At 47.7% G+C, this 19,327-nt stretch carries 21 protein-coding genes and 2 pseudogenes; all 23 read left to right on the plus strand.

Annotated features, from left to right (window positions below; all coding sequences use genetic code 11):
* Nucleotides 1-41: 41 nt before the first annotated feature.
* A complete protein-coding gene (gene rapH, locus NYE56_RS03360; protein WP_341283457.1) occupies nt 42-1,172 on the plus strand; it encodes a response regulator aspartate phosphatase RapH in 1,131 nt (376 codons plus the stop codon).
* Complete coding sequence (phrH, locus tag NYE56_RS03365) at nt 1,162-1,335, plus strand: phosphatase RapH inhibitor PhrH (protein ID WP_032726704.1); 174 nt, start codon at nt 1,162-1,164, stop codon at nt 1,333-1,335. The genes rapH and phrH overlap by 11 nt, the downstream gene beginning before the upstream one ends.
* A 159-nt stretch (nt 1,336-1,494) precedes the next feature.
* Nucleotides 1,495-2,214: a YebC/PmpR family DNA-binding transcriptional regulator gene (locus NYE56_RS03370; protein WP_003233863.1), complete on the plus strand. Its 720-nt coding sequence runs from the start codon at nt 1,495-1,497 to the stop codon at nt 2,212-2,214.
* Between the two features lie 133 nt (nt 2,215-2,347).
* Nucleotides 2,348-2,776 (plus strand): hypothetical protein, encoded by a 429-nt coding sequence (locus tag NYE56_RS03375; RefSeq protein WP_064671874.1) that lies wholly within the window; start codon nt 2,348-2,350, stop codon nt 2,774-2,776.
* A 113-nt stretch (nt 2,777-2,889) separates the two neighbouring features.
* Nucleotides 2,890-3,474 carry a TetR/AcrR family transcriptional regulator gene (locus NYE56_RS03380; protein ID WP_341283458.1) on the plus strand — a complete coding sequence of 195 codons (585 nt, stop codon included), beginning with the start codon at nt 2,890-2,892 and terminating at the stop codon, nt 3,472-3,474.
* 79 nt (nt 3,475-3,553) lie between these two features.
* Nucleotides 3,554-3,997, plus strand: coding sequence for a nuclear transport factor 2 family protein (locus NYE56_RS03385; RefSeq protein WP_341283459.1), 444 nt, complete (start codon nt 3,554-3,556; stop codon nt 3,995-3,997).
* A pseudogene (locus NYE56_RS03390) lies at nt 3,994-4,862 on the plus strand (NmrA family NAD(P)-binding protein). Before NYE56_RS03385 ends, NYE56_RS03390 begins: the two are co-directional and overlap by 4 nt.
* 126 nt (nt 4,863-4,988) lie before the next feature.
* Nucleotides 4,989-5,237, plus strand: coding sequence for a spore coat-associated protein CotJA (gene cotJA / locus NYE56_RS03395; protein WP_003219489.1), 249 nt, complete (start codon nt 4,989-4,991; stop codon nt 5,235-5,237).
* Nucleotides 5,221-5,484: a spore coat protein CotJB gene (cotJB, locus tag NYE56_RS03400; RefSeq protein WP_003219491.1), complete on the plus strand. Its 264-nt coding sequence runs from the start codon at nt 5,221-5,223 to the stop codon at nt 5,482-5,484. The genes cotJA and cotJB overlap by 17 nt, the downstream gene beginning before the upstream one ends.
* 14 nt (nt 5,485-5,498) lie before the next feature.
* A complete protein-coding gene (gene cotJC, locus NYE56_RS03405) occupies nt 5,499-6,068 on the plus strand; it encodes a spore coat protein CotJC (RefSeq protein ID WP_003233850.1) in 570 nt (189 codons plus the stop codon).
* A gap of 124 nt (nt 6,069-6,192) precedes the next feature.
* On the plus strand, nt 6,193-6,735 hold the full coding sequence (locus tag NYE56_RS03410) for a GNAT family N-acetyltransferase (protein ID WP_341283460.1): 543 nt from the start codon (nt 6,193-6,195) through the stop codon (nt 6,733-6,735).
* Between the two features lie 22 nt (nt 6,736-6,757).
* Nucleotides 6,758-7,061: pseudogene (locus tag NYE56_RS03415) on the plus strand (YesK-like family protein).
* A gap of 114 nt (nt 7,062-7,175) precedes the next feature.
* The gene (locus tag NYE56_RS03420) at nt 7,176-7,805 is read left to right on the plus strand and encodes a YesL family protein (protein ID WP_072173406.1); all 630 of its coding nucleotides are present in this window, start codon (nt 7,176-7,178) and stop codon (nt 7,803-7,805) included.
* Nucleotides 7,802-9,535: a two-component system sensor histidine kinase YesM gene (gene yesM, locus NYE56_RS03425; RefSeq protein ID WP_341283461.1), complete on the plus strand. Its 1,734-nt coding sequence runs from the start codon at nt 7,802-7,804 to the stop codon at nt 9,533-9,535. The genes NYE56_RS03420 and yesM overlap by 4 nt, the downstream gene beginning before the upstream one ends.
* Nucleotides 9,535-10,641, plus strand: coding sequence for a two-component system response regulator YesN (gene yesN / locus NYE56_RS03430; protein WP_123374331.1), 1,107 nt, complete (start codon nt 9,535-9,537; stop codon nt 10,639-10,641). Before yesM ends, yesN begins: the two co-directional genes overlap by 1 nt.
* Nucleotides 10,642-10,745: 104 nt before the next feature.
* Nucleotides 10,746-12,029 (plus strand): ABC transporter substrate-binding protein, encoded by a 1,284-nt coding sequence (locus NYE56_RS03435; RefSeq protein WP_123374332.1) that lies wholly within the window; start codon nt 10,746-10,748, stop codon nt 12,027-12,029.
* Nucleotides 12,026-12,955 carry a carbohydrate ABC transporter permease gene (locus NYE56_RS03440; protein ID WP_341283462.1) on the plus strand — a complete coding sequence of 310 codons (930 nt, stop codon included), beginning with the start codon at nt 12,026-12,028 and terminating at the stop codon, nt 12,953-12,955. Before NYE56_RS03435 ends, NYE56_RS03440 begins: the two co-directional genes overlap by 4 nt.
* Before the next feature lie 3 nt (nt 12,956-12,958).
* Nucleotides 12,959-13,849: a carbohydrate ABC transporter permease gene (locus tag NYE56_RS03445; RefSeq protein ID WP_341283463.1), complete on the plus strand. Its 891-nt coding sequence runs from the start codon at nt 12,959-12,961 to the stop codon at nt 13,847-13,849.
* Between the two features lie 15 nt (nt 13,850-13,864).
* Complete coding sequence (yesR, locus tag NYE56_RS03450) at nt 13,865-14,899, plus strand: rhamnogalacturonyl hydrolase YesR (protein WP_341283464.1); 1,035 nt, start codon at nt 13,865-13,867, stop codon at nt 14,897-14,899.
* A gap of 22 nt (nt 14,900-14,921) precedes the next feature.
* Nucleotides 14,922-17,207 (plus strand): transcriptional regulator YesS, encoded by a 2,286-nt coding sequence (yesS, locus tag NYE56_RS03455; protein WP_341283465.1) that lies wholly within the window; start codon nt 14,922-14,924, stop codon nt 17,205-17,207.
* Between the two features lie 13 nt (nt 17,208-17,220).
* Nucleotides 17,221-17,919, plus strand: coding sequence for a rhamnogalacturonan acetylesterase (rhgT, locus tag NYE56_RS03460; protein ID WP_341283466.1), 699 nt, complete (start codon nt 17,221-17,223; stop codon nt 17,917-17,919).
* On the plus strand, nt 17,912-18,574 hold the full coding sequence (locus NYE56_RS03465) for a YesU family protein (RefSeq protein WP_341283467.1): 663 nt from the start codon (nt 17,912-17,914) through the stop codon (nt 18,572-18,574). Before rhgT ends, NYE56_RS03465 begins: the two co-directional genes overlap by 8 nt.
* Nucleotides 18,571-19,197, plus strand: coding sequence for a YesL family protein (locus NYE56_RS03470; protein WP_341283468.1), 627 nt, complete (start codon nt 18,571-18,573; stop codon nt 19,195-19,197). The genes NYE56_RS03465 and NYE56_RS03470 overlap by 4 nt, the downstream gene beginning before the upstream one ends.
* The last annotated feature ends 130 nt before the right edge of the window (nt 19,198-19,327 follow it).

Here is a 19,327-nt window from a genome sequence, read left to right on the forward strand (position 1 = left end):
TGATAGAATATGACATATCTCACAGAGAAGGAGGGAAGCCGTTGAGTCAAGCCATACCGTCTTCGCGTGTTGGTGTTAAGATTAATGAATGGTATAAAATGATTCGCCAGTTCAGTGTTCCGGATGCTGAGGTTCTGAAAGCGGAGGTTGAGCAGGACATTCAGAGGATGGAAGAGGATCAGGATTTGCTGATCTATTATTCTCTGATGTGTTTTCGGCACCAGCTGATGCTGGATTATTTGGAGCCGGGACAGCCTTACGGGAATCGCCCTACAGTGACAGAGCTTCTTGAAACGATTGAGACCCCTCAGAAAAAACTCACAGGCCTTTTGAAATATTACTCTTTGTTTTTCCGCGGCATGTATGAATTTGATCAAAAAGAATATGTTGAAGCCATCGGGTATTATCGCGAGGCGGAGAAAGAACTGCCGTTTGTGTCAGATGAAATTGAGAAAGCGGAATTCCATTTTAAAGTGGCCGAAGCGTATTATCACATGAAGCAAACCCATGTGTCGATGCATCATATTCTTCAAGCCTTAGACATTTATCAAAAAAATCCCCTATACAGCATTAGAACGATACAAAGCTTGTTTGTGATCGCCGGTAACTATGATGATTTCAAACATTATGATAAAGCGCTCCCGCATTTAGAGGCGGCGCTCAAATTGGCAACGGACATTCAAAACGATCGGTTTATCGCCATTTCTCTATTGAACATTGCAAACAGCTATGACAGATCAGGAGACGATCAGATGGCTGTAGAACATTTCCAAAAAGCGGCGAAAGTAAGCAGAGAGAAAGTGCCTGATCTGCTTCCGAAAGTCTTGTTTGGATTAAGCTGGACATTATGTAAAGCGGGCCAAACACAGAAGGCGTTTCAGTTCATAGAGGAAGGATTAGACCATATCACAGCACGTTCTCACAAATTTTATAAAGAATTGTTTCTGTTCTTGCAGGCCGTGTACAAGGAGACTGTTGACGAACGAAAAATTCATGATCTTTTAAGCTATTTCGAAAAAAAGAACCTGCACGCTTACATTGAAGCATGTGCCCGGAGTGCTGCCGCTGTTTTTGAAAGCAGCTGTCACTTTGAACAAGCCGCTGCGTTTTATCGGAAAGTGCTGAAAGCCCAAGAAGATATTCTAAAAGGAGAGTGTTTATATGCCTATTAAGAAAAAAGTGATGATGTGTCTGGCTATTACTCTAGTTTTGGGAAGCATGTCGTTTCCAACCCTGACAAACTCCGGCGGATTTAAGGAATCAACAGATCGAAATACGACGTATATCGATCATTCCCCTTACAAACTTAGTGATCAGAAGAAAGCCCTTAGCTAGGGCTTTTTCTTGCTTTACGGAAGACGTTCCATTTTTCACATCGCGGCATTCCTTCTATTTCTAACGCAAGACACTCGAAACAACCAAACCATTTGAGGTATAATGGATAAAGTGAATAACAGTATTTAGATTGATATATATGAAAGAGAGTGGAACATCATGGGCCGTAAGTGGAACAATATTAAAGAGAAGAAGGCGTCTAAGGACGCAAATACGAGTCGAATTTATGCGAAGTTTGGCCGTGAGATTTATGTGGCGGCGAAACAGGGCGAGCCTGATCCGGAATCCAACCAGGCGCTGAAGGTTGTGCTTGAGCGTGCGAAGACTTACAGCGTGCCGAAAAACATCATTGAACGTGCGATCGAGAAGGCGAAGGGCGGAGCGGAAGAGAATTACGATGAGCTTCGTTATGAGGGCTTCGGGCCGAACGGATCAATGATTATCGTTGATGCGCTGACGAATAATGTAAACCGTACGGCGCCGGAAGTGCGTGCGGCGTTCGGGAAAAACGGCGGAAACATGGGTGTGAGCGGATCTGTTGCTTACATGTTTGACGCGACGGCTGTAATCGGTGTGGAAGGCAAAACTGCTGACGAAGCGCTTGAAATCCTGATGGAAGCGGATGTTGATGTACGTGACATTTTAGAAGAGGATGACAGCGTGATCGTATATGCTGAGCCTGATCAATTCCATGCGGTGCAAGAGGCGTTTAAAAACGCGGGTGTCGAGGAATTTACAGTAGCGGAGCTGACAATGCTTGCGCAAAGTGAAGTAACGCTTCCGGATGATGCAAAGGAACAGTTTGAAAAATTGATTGATGCATTAGAAGATTTGGAAGATGTTCAACAGGTATATCATAACGTTGATTTAGGTGAGTAAGGTGTGAGCAGGCTGTTATGGCCTGCTTTTTTTGTCCTGGAAATTGTTTTAGCTGTATGTAGGCGGCCGCCTATACGATCTATAAGATATTCTCATACTCTGGACTGTAACCTATGTGAAGGAGAGAGTGAATATGACTGATACAAGACATATGTATGGCGGACCTGGTTTTGGTCATTATCAGGGCTTTGGTATTGGCCACCCGGGTTATGGCATGTATGGAGGCCACCCGGGCTTTGGCATGTATGGAGGCTACCCAGATCACGGCATACATGGAGGTGTCGGCGGCTATCCGGGATATGGAACGTACGGAGGATACGGAGGATCCGGCGGTTACCCAAGCGGCGGCTATGGAGGATCTCCGGGAACTGTAAATTATCCGAACATGCACCATGAAAATGATGGCCATCACCACTATTATCACCATCATCATGATGGAAAAGATAATCTTCATCACCATCATCACCATGTTGGAAAGGATAATTATCATCACCATCATGATGGTCATTATGGCCACCATCACCACCATATGGGCCACTGGGGAAAAGACGGTTATAAATAAAGAAGATGATGGTATAAAGAGGACACTCTTGCAGATCAAGAGTGTTTTTTATCTTTTTTCTTGACTGTTCAGTCTGGAAACTGGTAACATTTGTTTCAGGAGGTGATCGTTTTTTGGGGAGGAATAAAGAATTTGATACGGCACTTGTTCTTCACAGGGCGATAGAGGTTTTTGGAGAGTATGGCTACGAAGGAACGTCTCTTCAGGGTCTGCTCTCTCATTTAGGCATTGCGCGCCAGAGCTTGTATGATACGTATGGCACGAAGCGTGATTTGTTTTTGTCCGCGGTGAAATCGTATCTTGAAGGGAAAAACGCTGCAGTTATGGAAAGGCTTGAAGCGCCAGGATCTGTAAAGGAAGCCATTCGTGATATTTTTCAGGAGGGTGTCAATGCCCTGAGGGATCCGGAACGGGCGAAGGCGTGCTACATTATGAACAGTGCGATTGAACAGATCCCGCATGACCCTGAGCTTGCCCGGTATTTTGAAAGACAATCCAAGCAGCTTGAGGACGCTTTTTATCAGGCGCTTTTAAGAGCGAAGGATCAAGGAGAATTGAATGGCGAAGATCCTGGTATATCTGCGCTCGCCCGGTACCTGAATCAGAGCAGGCTGTCACTGACATTTATTGCAAAAGTGACGGCAGATATGGATCGTCTTCAGGACCATGTTGACGTGAGTTTATCAGTGCTTGATTAACATGTGGTAAAGAATTCTTTGCCCATGTGTGTATTTTTTGGACTGAATGGTCTGGAAATAAAAAAAGAGGTGATGATGAATGTTGATAAATGAATTTGAAAAAGCATGTGAAACATTGAGAAAGTTTATGGCTTATATGCTTGAGAAGGACATGAAGAGCTGGATGGAGCTTTGGGATGAGAATGCTGTATTTGAGTTTCCTTATGCGCCGGAGGGATCACCAAAAAGAATAGAAGGAAAAGCGGCCATTTACAACTATATTAAGGATTATCCTAAGCAGATCCATCTTTCTTCATTTACCACTCCGACAGTGTACCGTTCAGCAGACTCGAATACGGTGATTGCGGAGTTTCAATGTGACGGCCATGTGATTGAGACTGGACTGCCTTATCGCCAAAGCTATATCAGTGTCATCGAAACGAGAGACGGCCGCATTGTGCGTTATAGGGATTATTGGAATCCGCTTGTTGTAAAAGAGGCCTTTGGAGGATCATTTTTGCAAACAGAGGAGAGTGGGAAATGATGAAACAGAATCCGATTTTAATCACGGGCGGGACTGGCACAGTCGGCAGCCGAATCGCCAGCCGTTTAATAAAGCTGGGATACAGAGTGCGTATTGCAAGCCGAAAAAAGGGCGCGCTTGCAAGTGCGGAGTATGTGTATTTTGATTGGAAGGATGCCTCCAGTTTTACGCCTGCTCTAGAACAGGTAAAAGACATCTATCTTGTTGCTCCGGTTGGTGTACTTGATCCGGCTCCCTATGTGCTTCCCTTTTTAAAGGAAGCAAAGCGTCTCGGCGCAAAGCGGGTAGTGATGCAAAGTGCGTCTGTTGTCTCCGAGAACGGTCCCGTGTTTGGCGCGATTCACCAGGCAGTGCGTGAGTTTCCAGAATGGACGGTGCTGCGGCCTTCATACTTTATGCAAAATTTCATCAATGTCCAGCATCGCATGTCTATTCAAACGGAGGGGCGCATCACAACGGCTTCGGGTGAAGGAAAACTTGGGTTTATTGACGCTGATGACATCGCAGAAACAGCCGTCAGGGCTTTGATTGATGATGTTCCTCATCAAACACATCATATTCTGACAGGTCCCGAGGCGCTGAGCTATGCCGAAGCGGCGGAGATCATTGGAGCTGCGGCGGGACGCCGGGTGGAGCATGTCAGCATTTCTCGTTCTGAGCTGCAGCATAAAATGGAGGCAGGAGGTTTGCCCGCGGATTATGCCCATTTTATGGCGAAGCTTGATGAGGCAATCAGCCATGGTGCGGAACATCGGGTAACGGATACAGTGAAGCGTGTGACGGGAAAAGAACCTCGTTCGCTGTCAGAGTTTGCGGCTGCTCATGCTGCATATTGGAAACACTGACCTCATTTTGGACTGAATAGTCTAGAAAGACCTTCGGCGCTTCCGAAGGTCTTCTTATTGAAAAAGCTAAGTCGTGTTTCAGTCATAATCCTGCCTCCTGCCTCATACCTATTAAGGTCATTGTTTTTGAGAAAGGAGGAGCCGGAATGAAGGATATGCAGCCGTTTACGCCTGTCAAATCATATACGCCCTTTCACAGCCGTTTTGATCCCTGTCCGCCCATAGGGAAGAAATATTACAGAACGCCCCCTAACCTTTATATGACCTTTCAGCCTGAGCACATGGAGCAGTTTTCGCCGATGGAGGCTTTGAGGAAAGGCACCCTTTGGAAGGATCTCTATGATTTTTATGAAAACCCTTATCGAGGGGGAGACGCACATGGCAAAAAAGGTTGACGCCGAATATTATCGTCAGCTTGAGCAAATACAGGCTGCTGATTTTGTGCTTGTTGAGCTGAGTCTTTATTTAAATACACATCCTCATGATGAAGATGCGCTGAAGCAATTCAATCAATATTCCGGCTATTCAAGGCACTTAAAAAGACAGTTCGAATCCTCTTACGGACCGCTTCTGCAGTTCGGCAACAGCCCCGCGGGCAAGGATTGGGATTGGGGAAAAGGGCCATGGCCGTGGCAAGTATAAGGAGGAATGCCTGAATGTGGGTGTATGAAAAGAAGCTGCAATACCCTGTCAAGGTCAGTACGTGCAACCCGACGCTGGCGAAGTATTTGATTGAGCAGTATGGCGGAGCGGACGGCGAGCTGGCCGCAGCTCTCCGGTATTTGAACCAGCGTTATACGATTCCTGATAAGGTCATCGGCCTTTTAACAGATATCGGCACGGAGGAGTTTGCCCATTTGGAAATGATTGCGACCATGGTCTATAAGTTAACAAAAGACGCCACACCGGAGCAGCTGCGTGAAGCCGGGCTTGGCGATCATTACGTCAATCACGACAGCGCGCTTTTTTATCATAATGCGGCGGGCGTGCCGTTTACCGCGAGCTATATCCAAGCGAAGGGCGATCCGATTGCCGATTTATACGAAGATATTGCCGCAGAAGAAAAGGCGCGGGCGACGTATCAATGGCTGATTGATATTTCGGATGATCCTGATTTAAACGATTCCCTGCGTTTTTTGCGTGAGCGTGAAATCGTACACTCTATGCGCTTCAGAGAAGCGGTTGAAATTTTAAAAGAAGAACGGGATAAAAAGAAGATTTTCTAATAGGCAGATTGGCCTCTCTTTCATACACCCTTTTACATACAGAGAAAATGGTCTGTTTTTGCAGTTTGGTCTGCATTATAATCAAGGTGTGTGTGCAAGCTTACTTTTTGATTGGGAGGCCTTTATGTCAGCTTTTAAGATTGAGAACGAAACGATTGCAGATGGATTTTACGCGTGTCCGGCCGTCTATGAGGATGCAGAATCGATTACCGGGCTGCTCGTCCGAACAGCTGAATGGCTCCGGGATCGGGGTTCTAACCAATGGAGCGGACTTCTCAAAGGGCAAGATATACATGATATCACGGGGTCAATTGAAAAGGGACATGTGTTTGTGTTTAAAAAAGATGAAGAGCTTGCGGCTGTCGTGATGCTGCTGTCTGAACCGAGCGAGTGGGACCGGACGCTTTGGGGAGACGATGGGCATGAGGAGTCCATTTATTTGCACCGCCTCGCAGTAAGCCGCCGGTTTGCGGGACAGGGGCTTGGAGCCCGCGTCCTTCAGTGGGCGGAGACGGGCATACACTTTCCGGGAAAAACACGGATCCGGCTTGACTGTGTCGCTGATAGCGACGCCCTGCATTCCTTTTATCGGCGTATGGGATATGAATTCATGGGTGCTGATGCGTCCGGATATCATTTGTTTGAGAAAGAGATTACGGCAGAATAAGCGTCCTTTGCAGGGGGCTTTTTTGTCTTTTTCTAAAAGGGAGGGCAGGCGATGTGTGGCCAATATTATTTGTGACAGGTATTGTGACGGCTTGTCTGTTTGCTGGCGTATCCGTTTTGATGCGGATGAGGTTTCCTGACAAAAGTCGGCCGGAATGGATGTTGGCCGGGCTGATCGTCCTTGGTATGTTTGCGATCTGGTACAGCCTCGTGTATGTACGCGGCTGGGAAGGGGCTGCGCTCGGAATGCTTGGATTCAATGTCATTTTCGGAGCCACTGCCGGATATTTGATCGATAAGGCCATCCGGCGTTACAGGAAAAGATAAGGCTGCTGCCGTCTCTCATCATGTCGAAATTTTCACAGAACGGCAGGAATTTTCTTTCGAAAGGAGAAATACATATTACTTTAAAATGAAAGCGTTTTCCGAAGCAGGAAGGTGATGTTGATGATACACAGTGTGACAAATGGGCTGAATCGTTTTTGTACGTGGGTGATGAGACTGGCCTATTTGAATGTGCTTTGGATTTTGTTTTCTCTTGCAGGCCTGGTTGTATTTGGGCTGATGCCCGCTACTGCCGCGATGTTTACAGTGGCGAGAGAATGGGCGAAGGGGAATACAGATGCCCCGGTGTTTTCTGTCTTTTTTCGGACGTTTAAAAAGGAATGGCGGGCATCACAGATCCTCGGGCTTATCGTTGTGACGGCTGCCCTGTTTCTGTTTGCGGATATGCGGATAGCGGCTCAGATGGACCAGCCTGTGCTCGTCAATGTATTCCTGAGCATTAGTTTGATTTTCGCGTTTGTTGTGCTGTATGTGTTCCCGGTATTTTCTCATTTTGACGTAAAAATCAGAGAGGTGCTGAGCATCAGCTTTTTCATTGCCTTCAGCCGTCCGGCGGTGACGCTTTTGATGGCAGCGGGCGCTGTCGGTGTGCTTTGTCTCGTTCTGTTTCATGTCACGTTTCTATTGTTTTTCAGCGGGAGTTTACTCAGCCTGATCTTAACGAAGCTGTCCTTTAAAGCGTTTCGGTCAATGGATCAGCGGCAGGAGAAAGAAAAGGCGGCATGAAGAAAAGAGTTGCTGGCTGGTACAGGCGGATGAAGATTAAGGATAAGCTGTTTGTGTTTCTATCGTTGATTATGGCCGTATCCTTTCTGTTTGTATACAGCGGGGTCCAGTATGCCTTTCATGTGTATGATGAGCAGATTTACCGCAAGTCCTCGGAGGTGCTTCGGATGTCTTCTGAAAGGATCGAAGACGAGCTGAAGAAGATAGAGGATGTGTCATATGAAATCATTACAGACGAACAGATTCAGCGCATCCTGAGCATGCAAAATCGGGATGATACGTATGATCAATATCAAATGAAGCAGGAGCTTTGGGATCAGCTTGCGGGATATGCCAGCGATGAAAAGTACATCGATTCCATTCATTTGATTGATGCCCGCGGCTCAGAGTATTCAGCCGGAAGCAGTTCTTCAAATCTTTTGAAGCAGGAGCAGGAAGAGGTGTTTAAGCGAGCGAAAGCGAAAAATGGAAGAAATCTTTGGATGACGCTCGGCGGTTCAGATCCTGTCTTGATTTCAGCACGGCAGATCAGGTCCTATCACCAGCTGAGTCTGAACGGCTTGGGCATGGTGCTGATCCAAGTCAATGTAAAACAGATAATTCGTGATGTGCCGAAGGATTGGGGCGATTCAGTCGGAGACATTATGATTGCTGACCAAGGCGGGAATTTGGTGTATACGGCACATGCATCAGCGCATGTTCCTGAGGCAGCAAAAGAGACGCTGAAGCACCCCGGTTATGACTTGATAAAAAAGAATGGCAAACGTTACTTTATTTCTTATCTTCAATCATCCTACCAAAATTGGAGCTACTATAACGTTATCCCCTTTGATCAGATGTTCGCGAAAATTTCCTTTATGAAAACAGTGATCGGCACATGCTTTCTCCTCTTTTTCTGTGTGGTTTTGCTTTTCGGAAGGAAAATCGCCAACAGCATCACGGAGCCGATTGAACAGCTTGTGACCGCGATGAAATCGGTACAGCACGGCGGTATTGAAGCAGGTGTGTCGCTTTCTCTGCCGGAACATACACAGGATGAGGCCGGCATGCTGAACCGCCATTTTACTGTCATGATGAAACGGATTAATAAGCTGATGGAAGAAAATGTGGAAAAACAGCTCATTATTAAAGAAACCGAATTGAAAGCACTGCAAGCCCAGATCAATCCGCATTTTTTATATAACACGCTCGAGTCCATCAATTGGCTGGCCAAGGCGAATCAGCAAAAGCAAATCTCAAAAATGGTGGAATCGCTCGGTTTTCTTCTGAGAAACAGCATACATATGAAAAAGGATATCGTGACCATTCAGGAGGAGGCGGACATTGTACGTCACTATATGACCATTCAGCGATTTCGATTTGAAGAGCGCCTGAATTTCACGTTGGATATTGACGATGAGGTGAAGCATTGCCTCATTCCGAAACTGACGCTCCAGCCGCTTGCGGAAAATGCGATTCAATACGCGCTTGAACCCTTTACAAGGCCATGCGCCATCCGGATTCAGGCGAAAAAGGCGAAGGAATGTGTCTGTATTACGGTCGAAGATAACGGTCCTGGCATGGATGGACGGATTCTTGAATCAACGGGCGGAAGAGGAATCGGACTTTGGAATATCCGCGAGCGAATCAGCCTGACATTCGGAGAGCCATACGGATTGCAGATTCATAGTGAGCATGAAAAGGGGACGAGGATTGTGATCACAATACCGTGCCGAAATGAGGTGGTGTGATGTATAAAATACTGCTGGCTGATGATGAGAGGATTATCCTTGATGGAATGGCGGGAATCATTGAGTGGAAGGCGCTTGGCGCTTCATTAATCGGCAAAGCGCAGAATGGGAATGAAGCATATGACAAGATATTAGACAAGCAGCCGCATATTGTTATTACAGATATCAAAATGCCCGGCATGGACGGGCTTGAGCTGATCAAAAAGGTGTCAGCCGTCAGCCCGTCGGTGCAATTTATCGTCCTGTCCGGGTTTGGAGAGTTTGAGTACGCAAAGGAAGCCATGAAATATGGGGTGAAGCATTATTTGCTGAAGCCCTGCAATGAACAGCAGATTATCAGCTCGCTGGAGGAAATCATTGCTGAGCTGAAGCGGCAAGATGTGCACAAAAAGAAAACAGCCCATCTGAAACACGAGCTGGACCATATCCGTTCCTTTGCAGCCGATCAATACTTGGAAGGCTTGATCGCCGGTGTGGCCCAGCTGTCTCCGCCGCCTTCACTTGCCGGAAAAAAGATCCGCCTCTTGATCTTAAAAGGGGAACAATCTATTGATGCCACAGCCAGAGAGGCACTCGGGTCGGCACTGACAGCGGTTTGCAGCAGCAGAGAATGGACCGTGCTCGCCGTAGAGGAGAACGCCGCTGAAAAGGCGGCGGAGGTTTTTGCGGACCGCAAGATGGCCATCAGTCAGGCGGGAGAACTTCGGCACGCGGGGCAGCTGTTTCGTGATACAGCCGAAGCGTCTGGAGACTTACGCGGAAGCGCAGTGATTTCAAAAATGATCAGGCTTATTTCCGACGAGCTCAGAAATCCGAATCTGTCCTTAAAATGGGCGGCGAAGGATATGCTGTTTATGAATCCTGATTATCTCGGGAAGTTATTTAAGCAGGAAACAGGCGAGAAATTTTCCCAATATGTTACACGAGTGCGTCTTGAACATGCGATGAAACAGATGAAAATGAGGCGGGACGCGAGTGTATCAGAAATTGCTGAAGAAATCGGGTTTGGCGATAATCCGAAGTATTTCAGTCTTGTTTTTAAAAAATATACCGGTCTGACACCGTCAGAATTCAGAAGAAAACAGGGAGGCGCTTCCGCAGGATAGCCATCTCTGTTTTTTTGACTTTCGCCACTGTTTTTTGAGTGTTTCGCCCTATCCGAACGCTTTAAAATAAAATGTAAGCACTTACATTAAAAGGGGGGATTGGTTTGAAGAAGATTTGTTACGTGCTGTTATCCCTTGTCTGCGTCTTTTTTTTCAGCGGGTGTTCAGCTGGTGAAGAGGCCTCGGGAAAAAAAGAAGACGTTACACTCAGAATCGCGTGGTGGGGCGGGCAGCCAAGACATGATTATACAACAAAGGTAATTGAACTTTACGAGAAAAAGAATCCGCACGTCCATATTGAAGCGGAATTTGCGAACTGGGATGACTACTGGAAAAAGCTTGCGCCCATGTCTGCCGCCGGCCAGCTTCCTGATGTCATTCAAATGGATACCGCTTACTTAGCCCAATACGGAAAGAAGAACCAACTGGAGGATTTAACGCCGTATACAAAGGATGGAACGATTGACGTCAGCTCAATCGACGAGAATATGCTGTCGGGCGGAAAAATCGACAATAAGCTATATGGGTTTACGCTAGGTGTCAACGTGCTGTCTGTGATTGCGAATGATGATTTGCTGAAAAAAGCCGGTGTGTCTATCAATCAGGAAAACTGGACGTGGGAGGATTACGAGAAGCTGGCGTATGATCTTCAGGAAAAAGCCGGTGTCTACGGTTCTAACGGAATGCATCCGCCTGATATTTTCTTCCCTTATTATTTGCGCACAAAGGGTGAGCGCTTTTATAAAGAAGACGGCACTGGCCTCGCGTATCAAGATGATCAGCTGTTTGTCGATTACTTTGAACGGCAGCTGAGGCTGGTGAAAGCGAAAACGTCCCCAACACCTGATGAAAGCGCACAGATTAAAGGGATGGAAGACGATTTTATCGTCAAAGGCAAATCAGCGATTACATGGAACTACTCCAATCAATATTTGGGCTTTGCCCGGCTGACAGACTCGCCGCTGTCTCTCTATCTGCCGCCGGAGCAAATGAAGGAAAAGGCGCTGACATTGAAGCCGAGTATGCTGTTTTCCATTCCGAAAAGCTCTGAGCATAAAAAAGAGGCAGCGAAATTTATTAATTTCTTCGTGAATAATGAGGAAGCGAACCAGCTGATTAAAGGCGAGCGAGGCGTTCCAGTCTCCGACAAGGTGGCGGATGCGATTAAACCGAAGCTGAATGAGGAAGAAGCCAACATCGTGGAGTATGTAGAAACCGCGTCAAAAAACATCAGCAAAGCCGATCCGCCAGAGCCTGTGGGAAGCGCGGAGGTCATCAAGCTGCTTAAGGATACGTCAGATCAGATTCTGTATCAGAAGGTATCGCCGGAAAAAGCCGCCAAAACGTTCCGGAAAAAGGCCAATGAGATATTAGAGAGGAATAATTGACGGGAAATGGGGCTGACGCAATGAAAAAAAGCCGGAGTATAAGAAAAGACAATCTGGCGGGATATGCTTTTATTTCTCCGTTTATCATCGGGTTCCTATGCTTTACGGTGATCCCGATGGGGGCGTCCCTGTTTCTGTCCTTCACGAGCTATGACTTGTTTACGGCGCCGAAATGGATCGGGCTCGACAACTTTAAGGAAATGTTTACGGATGACGAAAAGTATTGGCAGTCTCTGAAGGTGACATTTACGTATGTGCTTGCCGGGGTTCCGCTCCGCCTCGGCTTCGCGCTTTTTATCGCTGTCATTTTAAACAATGCAGCAAAAGGAACGGCCATTTACAGAACGCTCTTTTATCTGCCTTCGATCATCGGCGGGAGCGTCGCCGTGGCGATTATGTGGCGCAATATTTTTGGCAATGACGGGGTCATCAATGCGCTGCTGTTTTTTGTCGGGATTGATCAAAAAATTCTTTGGTACCAGAATCCGAAAAGTGCGCTGTGGACATTGATTCTGCTGTCCGTCTGGCAGTTCGGGTCGTCAATGCTGATTTTTCTGGCCGGGCTGAAAAACATTCCGTCTTCGTATTTGGAAGCGGCAAGTGTGGATGGGGCAAATCGGGTGCAGCGTTTCTTCAAGATCACGCTTCCGATCCTTACACCGATTATTTTCTTTAATCTTGTAATGCAGACGATTTCTGCTTTTATGACATTTACACCTGCCTATATCATTTCGAAGGGCGAGGGCGGGCCGCTTGACGGGACACTTCTCTATTCGCTTTATTTGTTCCAGCGTGCGTTTAACTATTTTCAAATGGGCTACGCATCGGCGATGGCGTGGGTCATGCTTGTCATTGTCGGGCTGATTACGCTCATATTGTTTAAAACATCGTCATATTGGGTTCATTACGAGTCAAAGGAGGAATGACGGATGGAGCCGGTCAACGAGCCTGTCAGAAAAGCCCCGGTTTTTGAAAGAAAAAAAGCCGGGCGCGTCAGTTCCAAACGCATACTGTTCCATGTTTTTACGGCAACGCTGGCGGTGTTACTGCTGTACCCGGTCATTTGGCTGTTTGTCAGCTCGTTTAAAGAAAGCGCCAGTATTTTTACAACCTCACATTCTCTCATTCCCGACCCTTTTATTCTCAGTAACTATGCTGAAGGGTGGAAGGGCATTGCGGGACAGCCGTTTCTGACGTTTATTAAAAACTCGGCGATTATTGTCGGGCTGTCAACAATCGGTGCCGTCCTGTCATCGGCTGTCATTGCGTACGGATTTGCGCGTATTCCGTTTACGGGGAAAAAATTTTGGTTTGCGTGCATGATGGGGACGTTAATGCTGCCTCATGAAGTATTGATGATTCCGCAGTATATTATGTTTGCGAAATTAGACTGGCTGAATTCCTTTAAACCAATTGTCGTTCCGCAATTTTTCGGGCATGCGTTTTTTATATTTCTGATGATCCAGTTTATCAGGACGATTCCCGAGGAGCTGGATGAAGCCGCGCGAATCGACGGATGCGGGCGCTTTGCCTGCTTTTGGCGGATCATTCTCCCGCTGATTGCCCCCGCGCTTGCGACGTCTGCGATTTTCTCCTTCTATTGGAAGTGGGAGGAGCTGATTCAGCCGCTCTTGTATTTGAATAAGCCGGAGCTTTACCCTGTTTCACTTGCGCTGAAGCTTTTTCTCGATACAGAGTCGGCTTCGAACTGGGGCGCGATGTTTGCCATGTCGGCCGTCTCGTTATTGCCTGTGATTCTTGTATTCTTTTTGTTTCAGAAATATATCGTTCAGGGCATCAGTACAACCGGATTAAAATAAAAAGGAGTGTTGCAGATGGCACAGCTTATCTTTGATGAAGAAAAGGTGACGTCCGTCATTGACCGGATCGTGAAACGGACATTTCAGATGGATTTTGCGTGGGATTGGCCGGGCGGCGTCGCGTTTTACGGCGTGGCGGAGGCCTATGAAGCGACGGAAAACGAGGAATATATCAATCTGTTAAAAACGTGGGTGGATGAACAGCTGGAGGATGGGCTGCCGCCGCTTTCGATCAACGGAGTTTCCATCGGGCATACGCTTTTGTTCCTCCACAAGGTGACGGGTGATGACGCGTATTTGGAAACAGCGGCCGAGATGGCGGAATATGTGCTGCATAAGGCGCCGCGCTTTGGCGAGGGTATCCTTCAGCATACGGTGAATGCGGCAGAATACGTATTCCCTGAACAGGCATGGGCGGATACGCTGATGATGGCTGGGCTGTTTATGCTGAGAATCGGGCGGGTCATGGAGCGTGAGGATTATTTTGAAGACGGCCTGCGCCAGTTTCACGGACATGAGGATGTGCTTCAGGACCCTGTCACGAATTTGTACTACCACGCCTGGGACAACAAAGCGCAAAATCATCTGTCGGGGATTTATTGGGGCAGGGCGAACGGCTGGGCGGCACTCACGATGGCAAAGGCGCTCCCGCTTATTGAGGTGACACATCCTTCCTTTATGATCATCGACGGATCGCTCAGAGACCAGCTGAGCGCGCTTGTCCGGCTTCAGGATGAATCAGGGCTGTGGCATACGATTTTGGATGATCCGGATTCTTATCTGGAGGTTTCGGCATCAGCGGGTATTGCTTCTGCTCTGATATCGAGCGGAAAGCTGTATACAAAATATGTGCAGAAATCGCTTGCCGCCATTTTGGATGCGGTGGAAGAGGACGGACGGGTCAGCAAGGTATCGGCCGGGACAGCCGTCATGAAAAATGCCGAAGGATACAAACAGGTGCCTTACAAACGAATACAAGGATGGGGGCAGGGACTTGCGCTGACGTTTCTTGCTGATGTTTTGAAAACGAAAAAACGCGTGTATCAGTAAAGACAGCGGCGGGGGGAAAGGGATGAAAAAACAGCCTCAACAGAAGGAACGGGTTTCTCGCTGGAAGGGAACGTATTTCAAAAGAAACTTTGTCTTCATTTTGCTGATTGCCTGTATTCCCGGATTGCTGACTGGCGGCGCAATCTACTTTCTTTCAATCGACAAGGTGGAGAAAGAGCTGCAGAGATCGCATGAAACACAGGTGGCGCGTGAGGTCAGCCGAATGGATGAGAAGCTGGGAGTGCTTGAACTGGCACTCACCCAGATGGCCTACGATTCTTCACTGATGAACGGATTGGCCGAGAGGGATTTGGAGAAAGACTTTACGTTCTCCTATCAATTAACGAAAAAGCTGTTTCTTTTGCGGGACCAGCAGCCGCTGATCGATCAGGCTTCCATCTTTCTGAACAGCCCCCGGCCACTTGTGCTGAGCCCTGAATACAGTGCTTTGACAGAACAGGAGGCGCTTCGCAAGTATCGCTCGCTGCTTGCCTCAGACCACAGCATTTATTGGAAACGGTCGGGAAACCAAGCGATGCTGATCCAGCTCATTCCGGGCGCGGCGGAGAAACCGTTCGGCGCGATCATGCTGGCGGTTGATCCGAAAGAAATGGAATCAATCCTGCAAAGCTTGTCCCCCTATCCTGATGGCAGTGCGCTGCTTTTAGATCAAAATCAAGAGGTGCTGTTTCATGAAGGGGAAAAAGATTTTGAAAAGACTTTACTTCAAGAGATAAAAAAACAGCCTGCTGAGAAAGGCCATTTTCAGATGGAATGGGAAGGCAAGGTGTATTCTGTCTCCTTTGGAGAAATGAACCGGATGCATCAGCAATGGACCTTTGTGTCAGCGGCGCCTCTTTCAGCTATTACAGCGCCGATGGTGTTTTTATCAAAAGTGATCATCGTGATGCTGGTCATTTGCATCGGTTTGGCGGTATGCATGACATGGTATGCATCAAAAAAAATCTATCGTCCCATTCAGCATTTGCTTGGCTTGTTTACCGGAGGAGAGAAGAAAACATGGCAGGCGTCCGGGCAGGATGAATTCAAGTGGATTGAAAAGAGATGGCAGGATCTATCCCTTGAAAGCCGGAAGCTTCAAGAGCAGCTCCTGCGGCAGACGCCCCATATGAAAAAAAGTTTTTTGCAGCATCTCTTGCAGGGGGATTTTTACTATGACAACGAGGACAGTCTCAGATCTCGGATGGAGGAGGCCGGCTGGAACATCGGCGAAAACGTGTTTCATGTGCTGGATCTTCAATTGACAGGACTCCGCTGTGAAAAAAGCATCTTCTGTTGCGATGATGAACAGCTCGCTGTGTTTACACTGACTAATATCGCTGAGGAATTGGCGGATAAACGCGTTTTTCAGCTCTCCATACTTGATATCGGCCGGCTTTCTATCACCGTTCTTGTGATGAAAACAAACAGCTCTGATCTGAAGGCGTATATAACGGAGCTGGCACGCCAATTTGGGGATGTAACCGGACTATGCCTGACCTCGACATTGAGCAGCAAAACGGAGCGTATCACGGAAATCCCTTCTTTATTTCAGAATGTGAAAAGCGGCAAATCCCGCAGGCAGTTTGCTAACCGGGATCAGGTCATTGATTTGCAGGCCGACTTTCCTCAGAATGAGCAGTTCGCTCCTTATTACCCTTTTGAGCTGGAAAAACAAATTGTTCAGGCCATCCGGCTGGAAAGAAAACAGGAAGCCAAGGGACTGATAGATGGATGTATGAGGGAACTGGCGGAAAAGGCGGCCATAGACAGGCATGTGCATTCCGCCCTGATTCAGCTGTTTTCCCGCATTCAGGAGGATATTTTGCATTCCGGGCTCAATCCCAGCGAACTGTTTCAGCACCGGAATCCGTTTCTTGATATTTCAGAATTGCGCGAACCTAACGAAGCGGCGGCCTGGCTGATGGATGTAGTGGTGACGCCTTACCTTTCCAAGCTTGAGGGCAGAAAAAACAGACAGCAAAAGCAGCTGGCAGAACGTGTGATTGCGATGATTCACGAACAGTATATGGCGGACATTTCATTGGAAAGCTGTGCCGATGCGCTTGGCATGAATTCATATACGTTAAGCAAGGCATTTAAGCAAGTGACCGGCATTAATTTTATCGATTATGTGACCCAGATCAGAATCGAAAAGGCGAAAGATCTACTGGTCAATACGAATAAAAAAATTCATGACGTGTCAGAAGAAGTCGGTTACCGCCACAATTACTTCAACCGGATTTTTAAAAAACAGGTCGGCATGCCGCCGGGTGTCTTCAGGCAAATGTATCAGGAAACGCCGTGAAAGGAGAGAACATGTGATGCAGAAACCGATTCAAGTATTTTTAGCGGGAGATTCCACTGTGAGTGACTGCCCGCCTCATGAAGCGCCGATGGCGGGGTGGGGGCAGGTATTCGGGCAATTGTTTTCTGAAGAGGTAGTGGTACACAATCATGCCAAAGGAGGAGCGAGCACCAATTCTTTTGTGGAGGAAGGAAGGCTTCAAGCAATTGCCGAATGCATCACACAAGGCGATTATTTGTTGATTCAATTCGGCCACAATGACCAAAAACCGCGGGGGACGAAGCCGTACTCCACATTTCAGCAGTTTCTTGCCTTGTTTGCAGATACGGCACGCGAAAAGGGCGCGCATCCTGTGTTCGTCACATCGGTGCAGCGCCGCCGCTTTGATGAAAACGGACGAATCGAGCATTCCCTCGGTGAGTATCCCGATGCGATGAAAGCACTGGCGAAGGAGCTCGATGTACCTGTGATTGATCTGCTTGCGAAAACAAAGGTGCTGTATGAAGCATACGGGCCGGAGGAGTCGAAGCGATTGTTCGTTTGGTTTCAGCCGAATGAACATCCGAATTACCCGGACGGTATTGAGGACAATACGCATTTTTCGGAAAAAGGTGCAATGGAGGTTGCGAAGCTTGTGGCAGAAGGCATTGAAGAGCTCGGACTTCCGCTTAAGGACCACCTAGTGAGCCGGGAGGGAAAAGAACATGTATAAGGAAGGCGCGTGCCTGTACCGCAATCCGCTCCGGTCTAAAAGCGATGTGAAGGACTGGCGGATGGAGGGAGGCGGACAGATCTCATTTGACGATCACAGCTTGCACCTGTCACATGTTCAGGACGAAGCGCACTTTGTCTTTTGGTGTCCGGAAACCTTTCCAGACGGCATCATTGTGACATGGGACTTCTCCCCGATCGAGCAGCCGGGATTGTGTATGCTGTTTTTTTCTGCTGCGGGAATGGGAGGCGAGGATTTGTTTGATCCAAGTCTCCAGAAAAGAACGGGAAAATACCCCGAGTATCATTCGGGGGACATCAATGCGCTCCACCTGTCGTATTTCCGCAGAAAATACGCGGAGGAAAGAGCGTTCCGCACCTGCAATTTAAGAAAAAGCCGCGGTTTCCACCTCGCCGCAATGGGGGCCGATCCGCTGCCTTCTCCAGACGACGTTGATTCTCTGTATCGTATGAAGCTGATCAAAGACAAAGGCTATGTGCACTTTTCAATCAATGGTCTGCCCATTCTTGAGTGGATGGACGACGGCAGCACATATGGGCCTGTGTTAACAAAAGGAAAAATCGGGTTCCGGCAGATGGCCCCCATGAAAGCAGCTTACAGGGATTTTGCCGTGCATCAAGCGGTGAGAAGATGAAGACGACTGTAACGGATGCGCTTTATGCAGGCTGCGAAGCGGTGGTGAAAATAGCATGGCTCAACGGGCTGTGGCTGTTGTTTACACTTTTGGGCGGCGTTCTTTTCGGATGGGCGCCGAGCACAGCCGCGATGTGTGCCGTTATAAGGAAATGGCTGATGGGGCAAAAGGATGTCCCGATATTTCTGTTATTTCTCGATACCTATAAAAAAGAGTTTCTCAAGGTTAATGCGATCGGATTGGCGTTTTCGGCTCTTTTGCTCATATTGTCTGCCAACTATCATTATTTTTCTGCCAGTACGAATTGGCTGTCCTTTGCAGTAACAAGCTGCACGCTGCTTGCAGGGCTTTTGTATATCATCGCGCTGATGTATGTGTTTCCCCTTTATGTGCATTACCAGCTCCCGCTTCGCAAATATATTCCGCAGGCACTGCTGTTTGGCGCCATGAGACCGCTGACGACCGGCTGTATGCTGATCGGGTGCGGATTTGTCCTTTATTTGCTGTATACGCTTCCTGGCCTGATCCCATTTTACGGCCCGTGTTTATTTGGGCTTGTGTTGATGTTTTTTGCTCTTAGGGGATTTCAAAAGACGGAGGCCCAGCACCATCAAGTCGGGTAACAAAAAAGTGACAAATACGCAAAAAAGTGCAGTGTCCGAAATAGGCAGATGCAAAAAAGTGAAATTGAAGACAGCTCACACAGCGCATAAAATCCAATTTAAGTAAGCGCTTACAGATGAATGAGAAGGA

The sequence above is a fragment of the Bacillus sp. FSL R5-0603 genome, from assembly GCF_038050295.1.
Lineage (GTDB): Bacteria > Bacillota > Bacilli > Bacillales > Bacillaceae > Bacillus > Bacillus subtilis.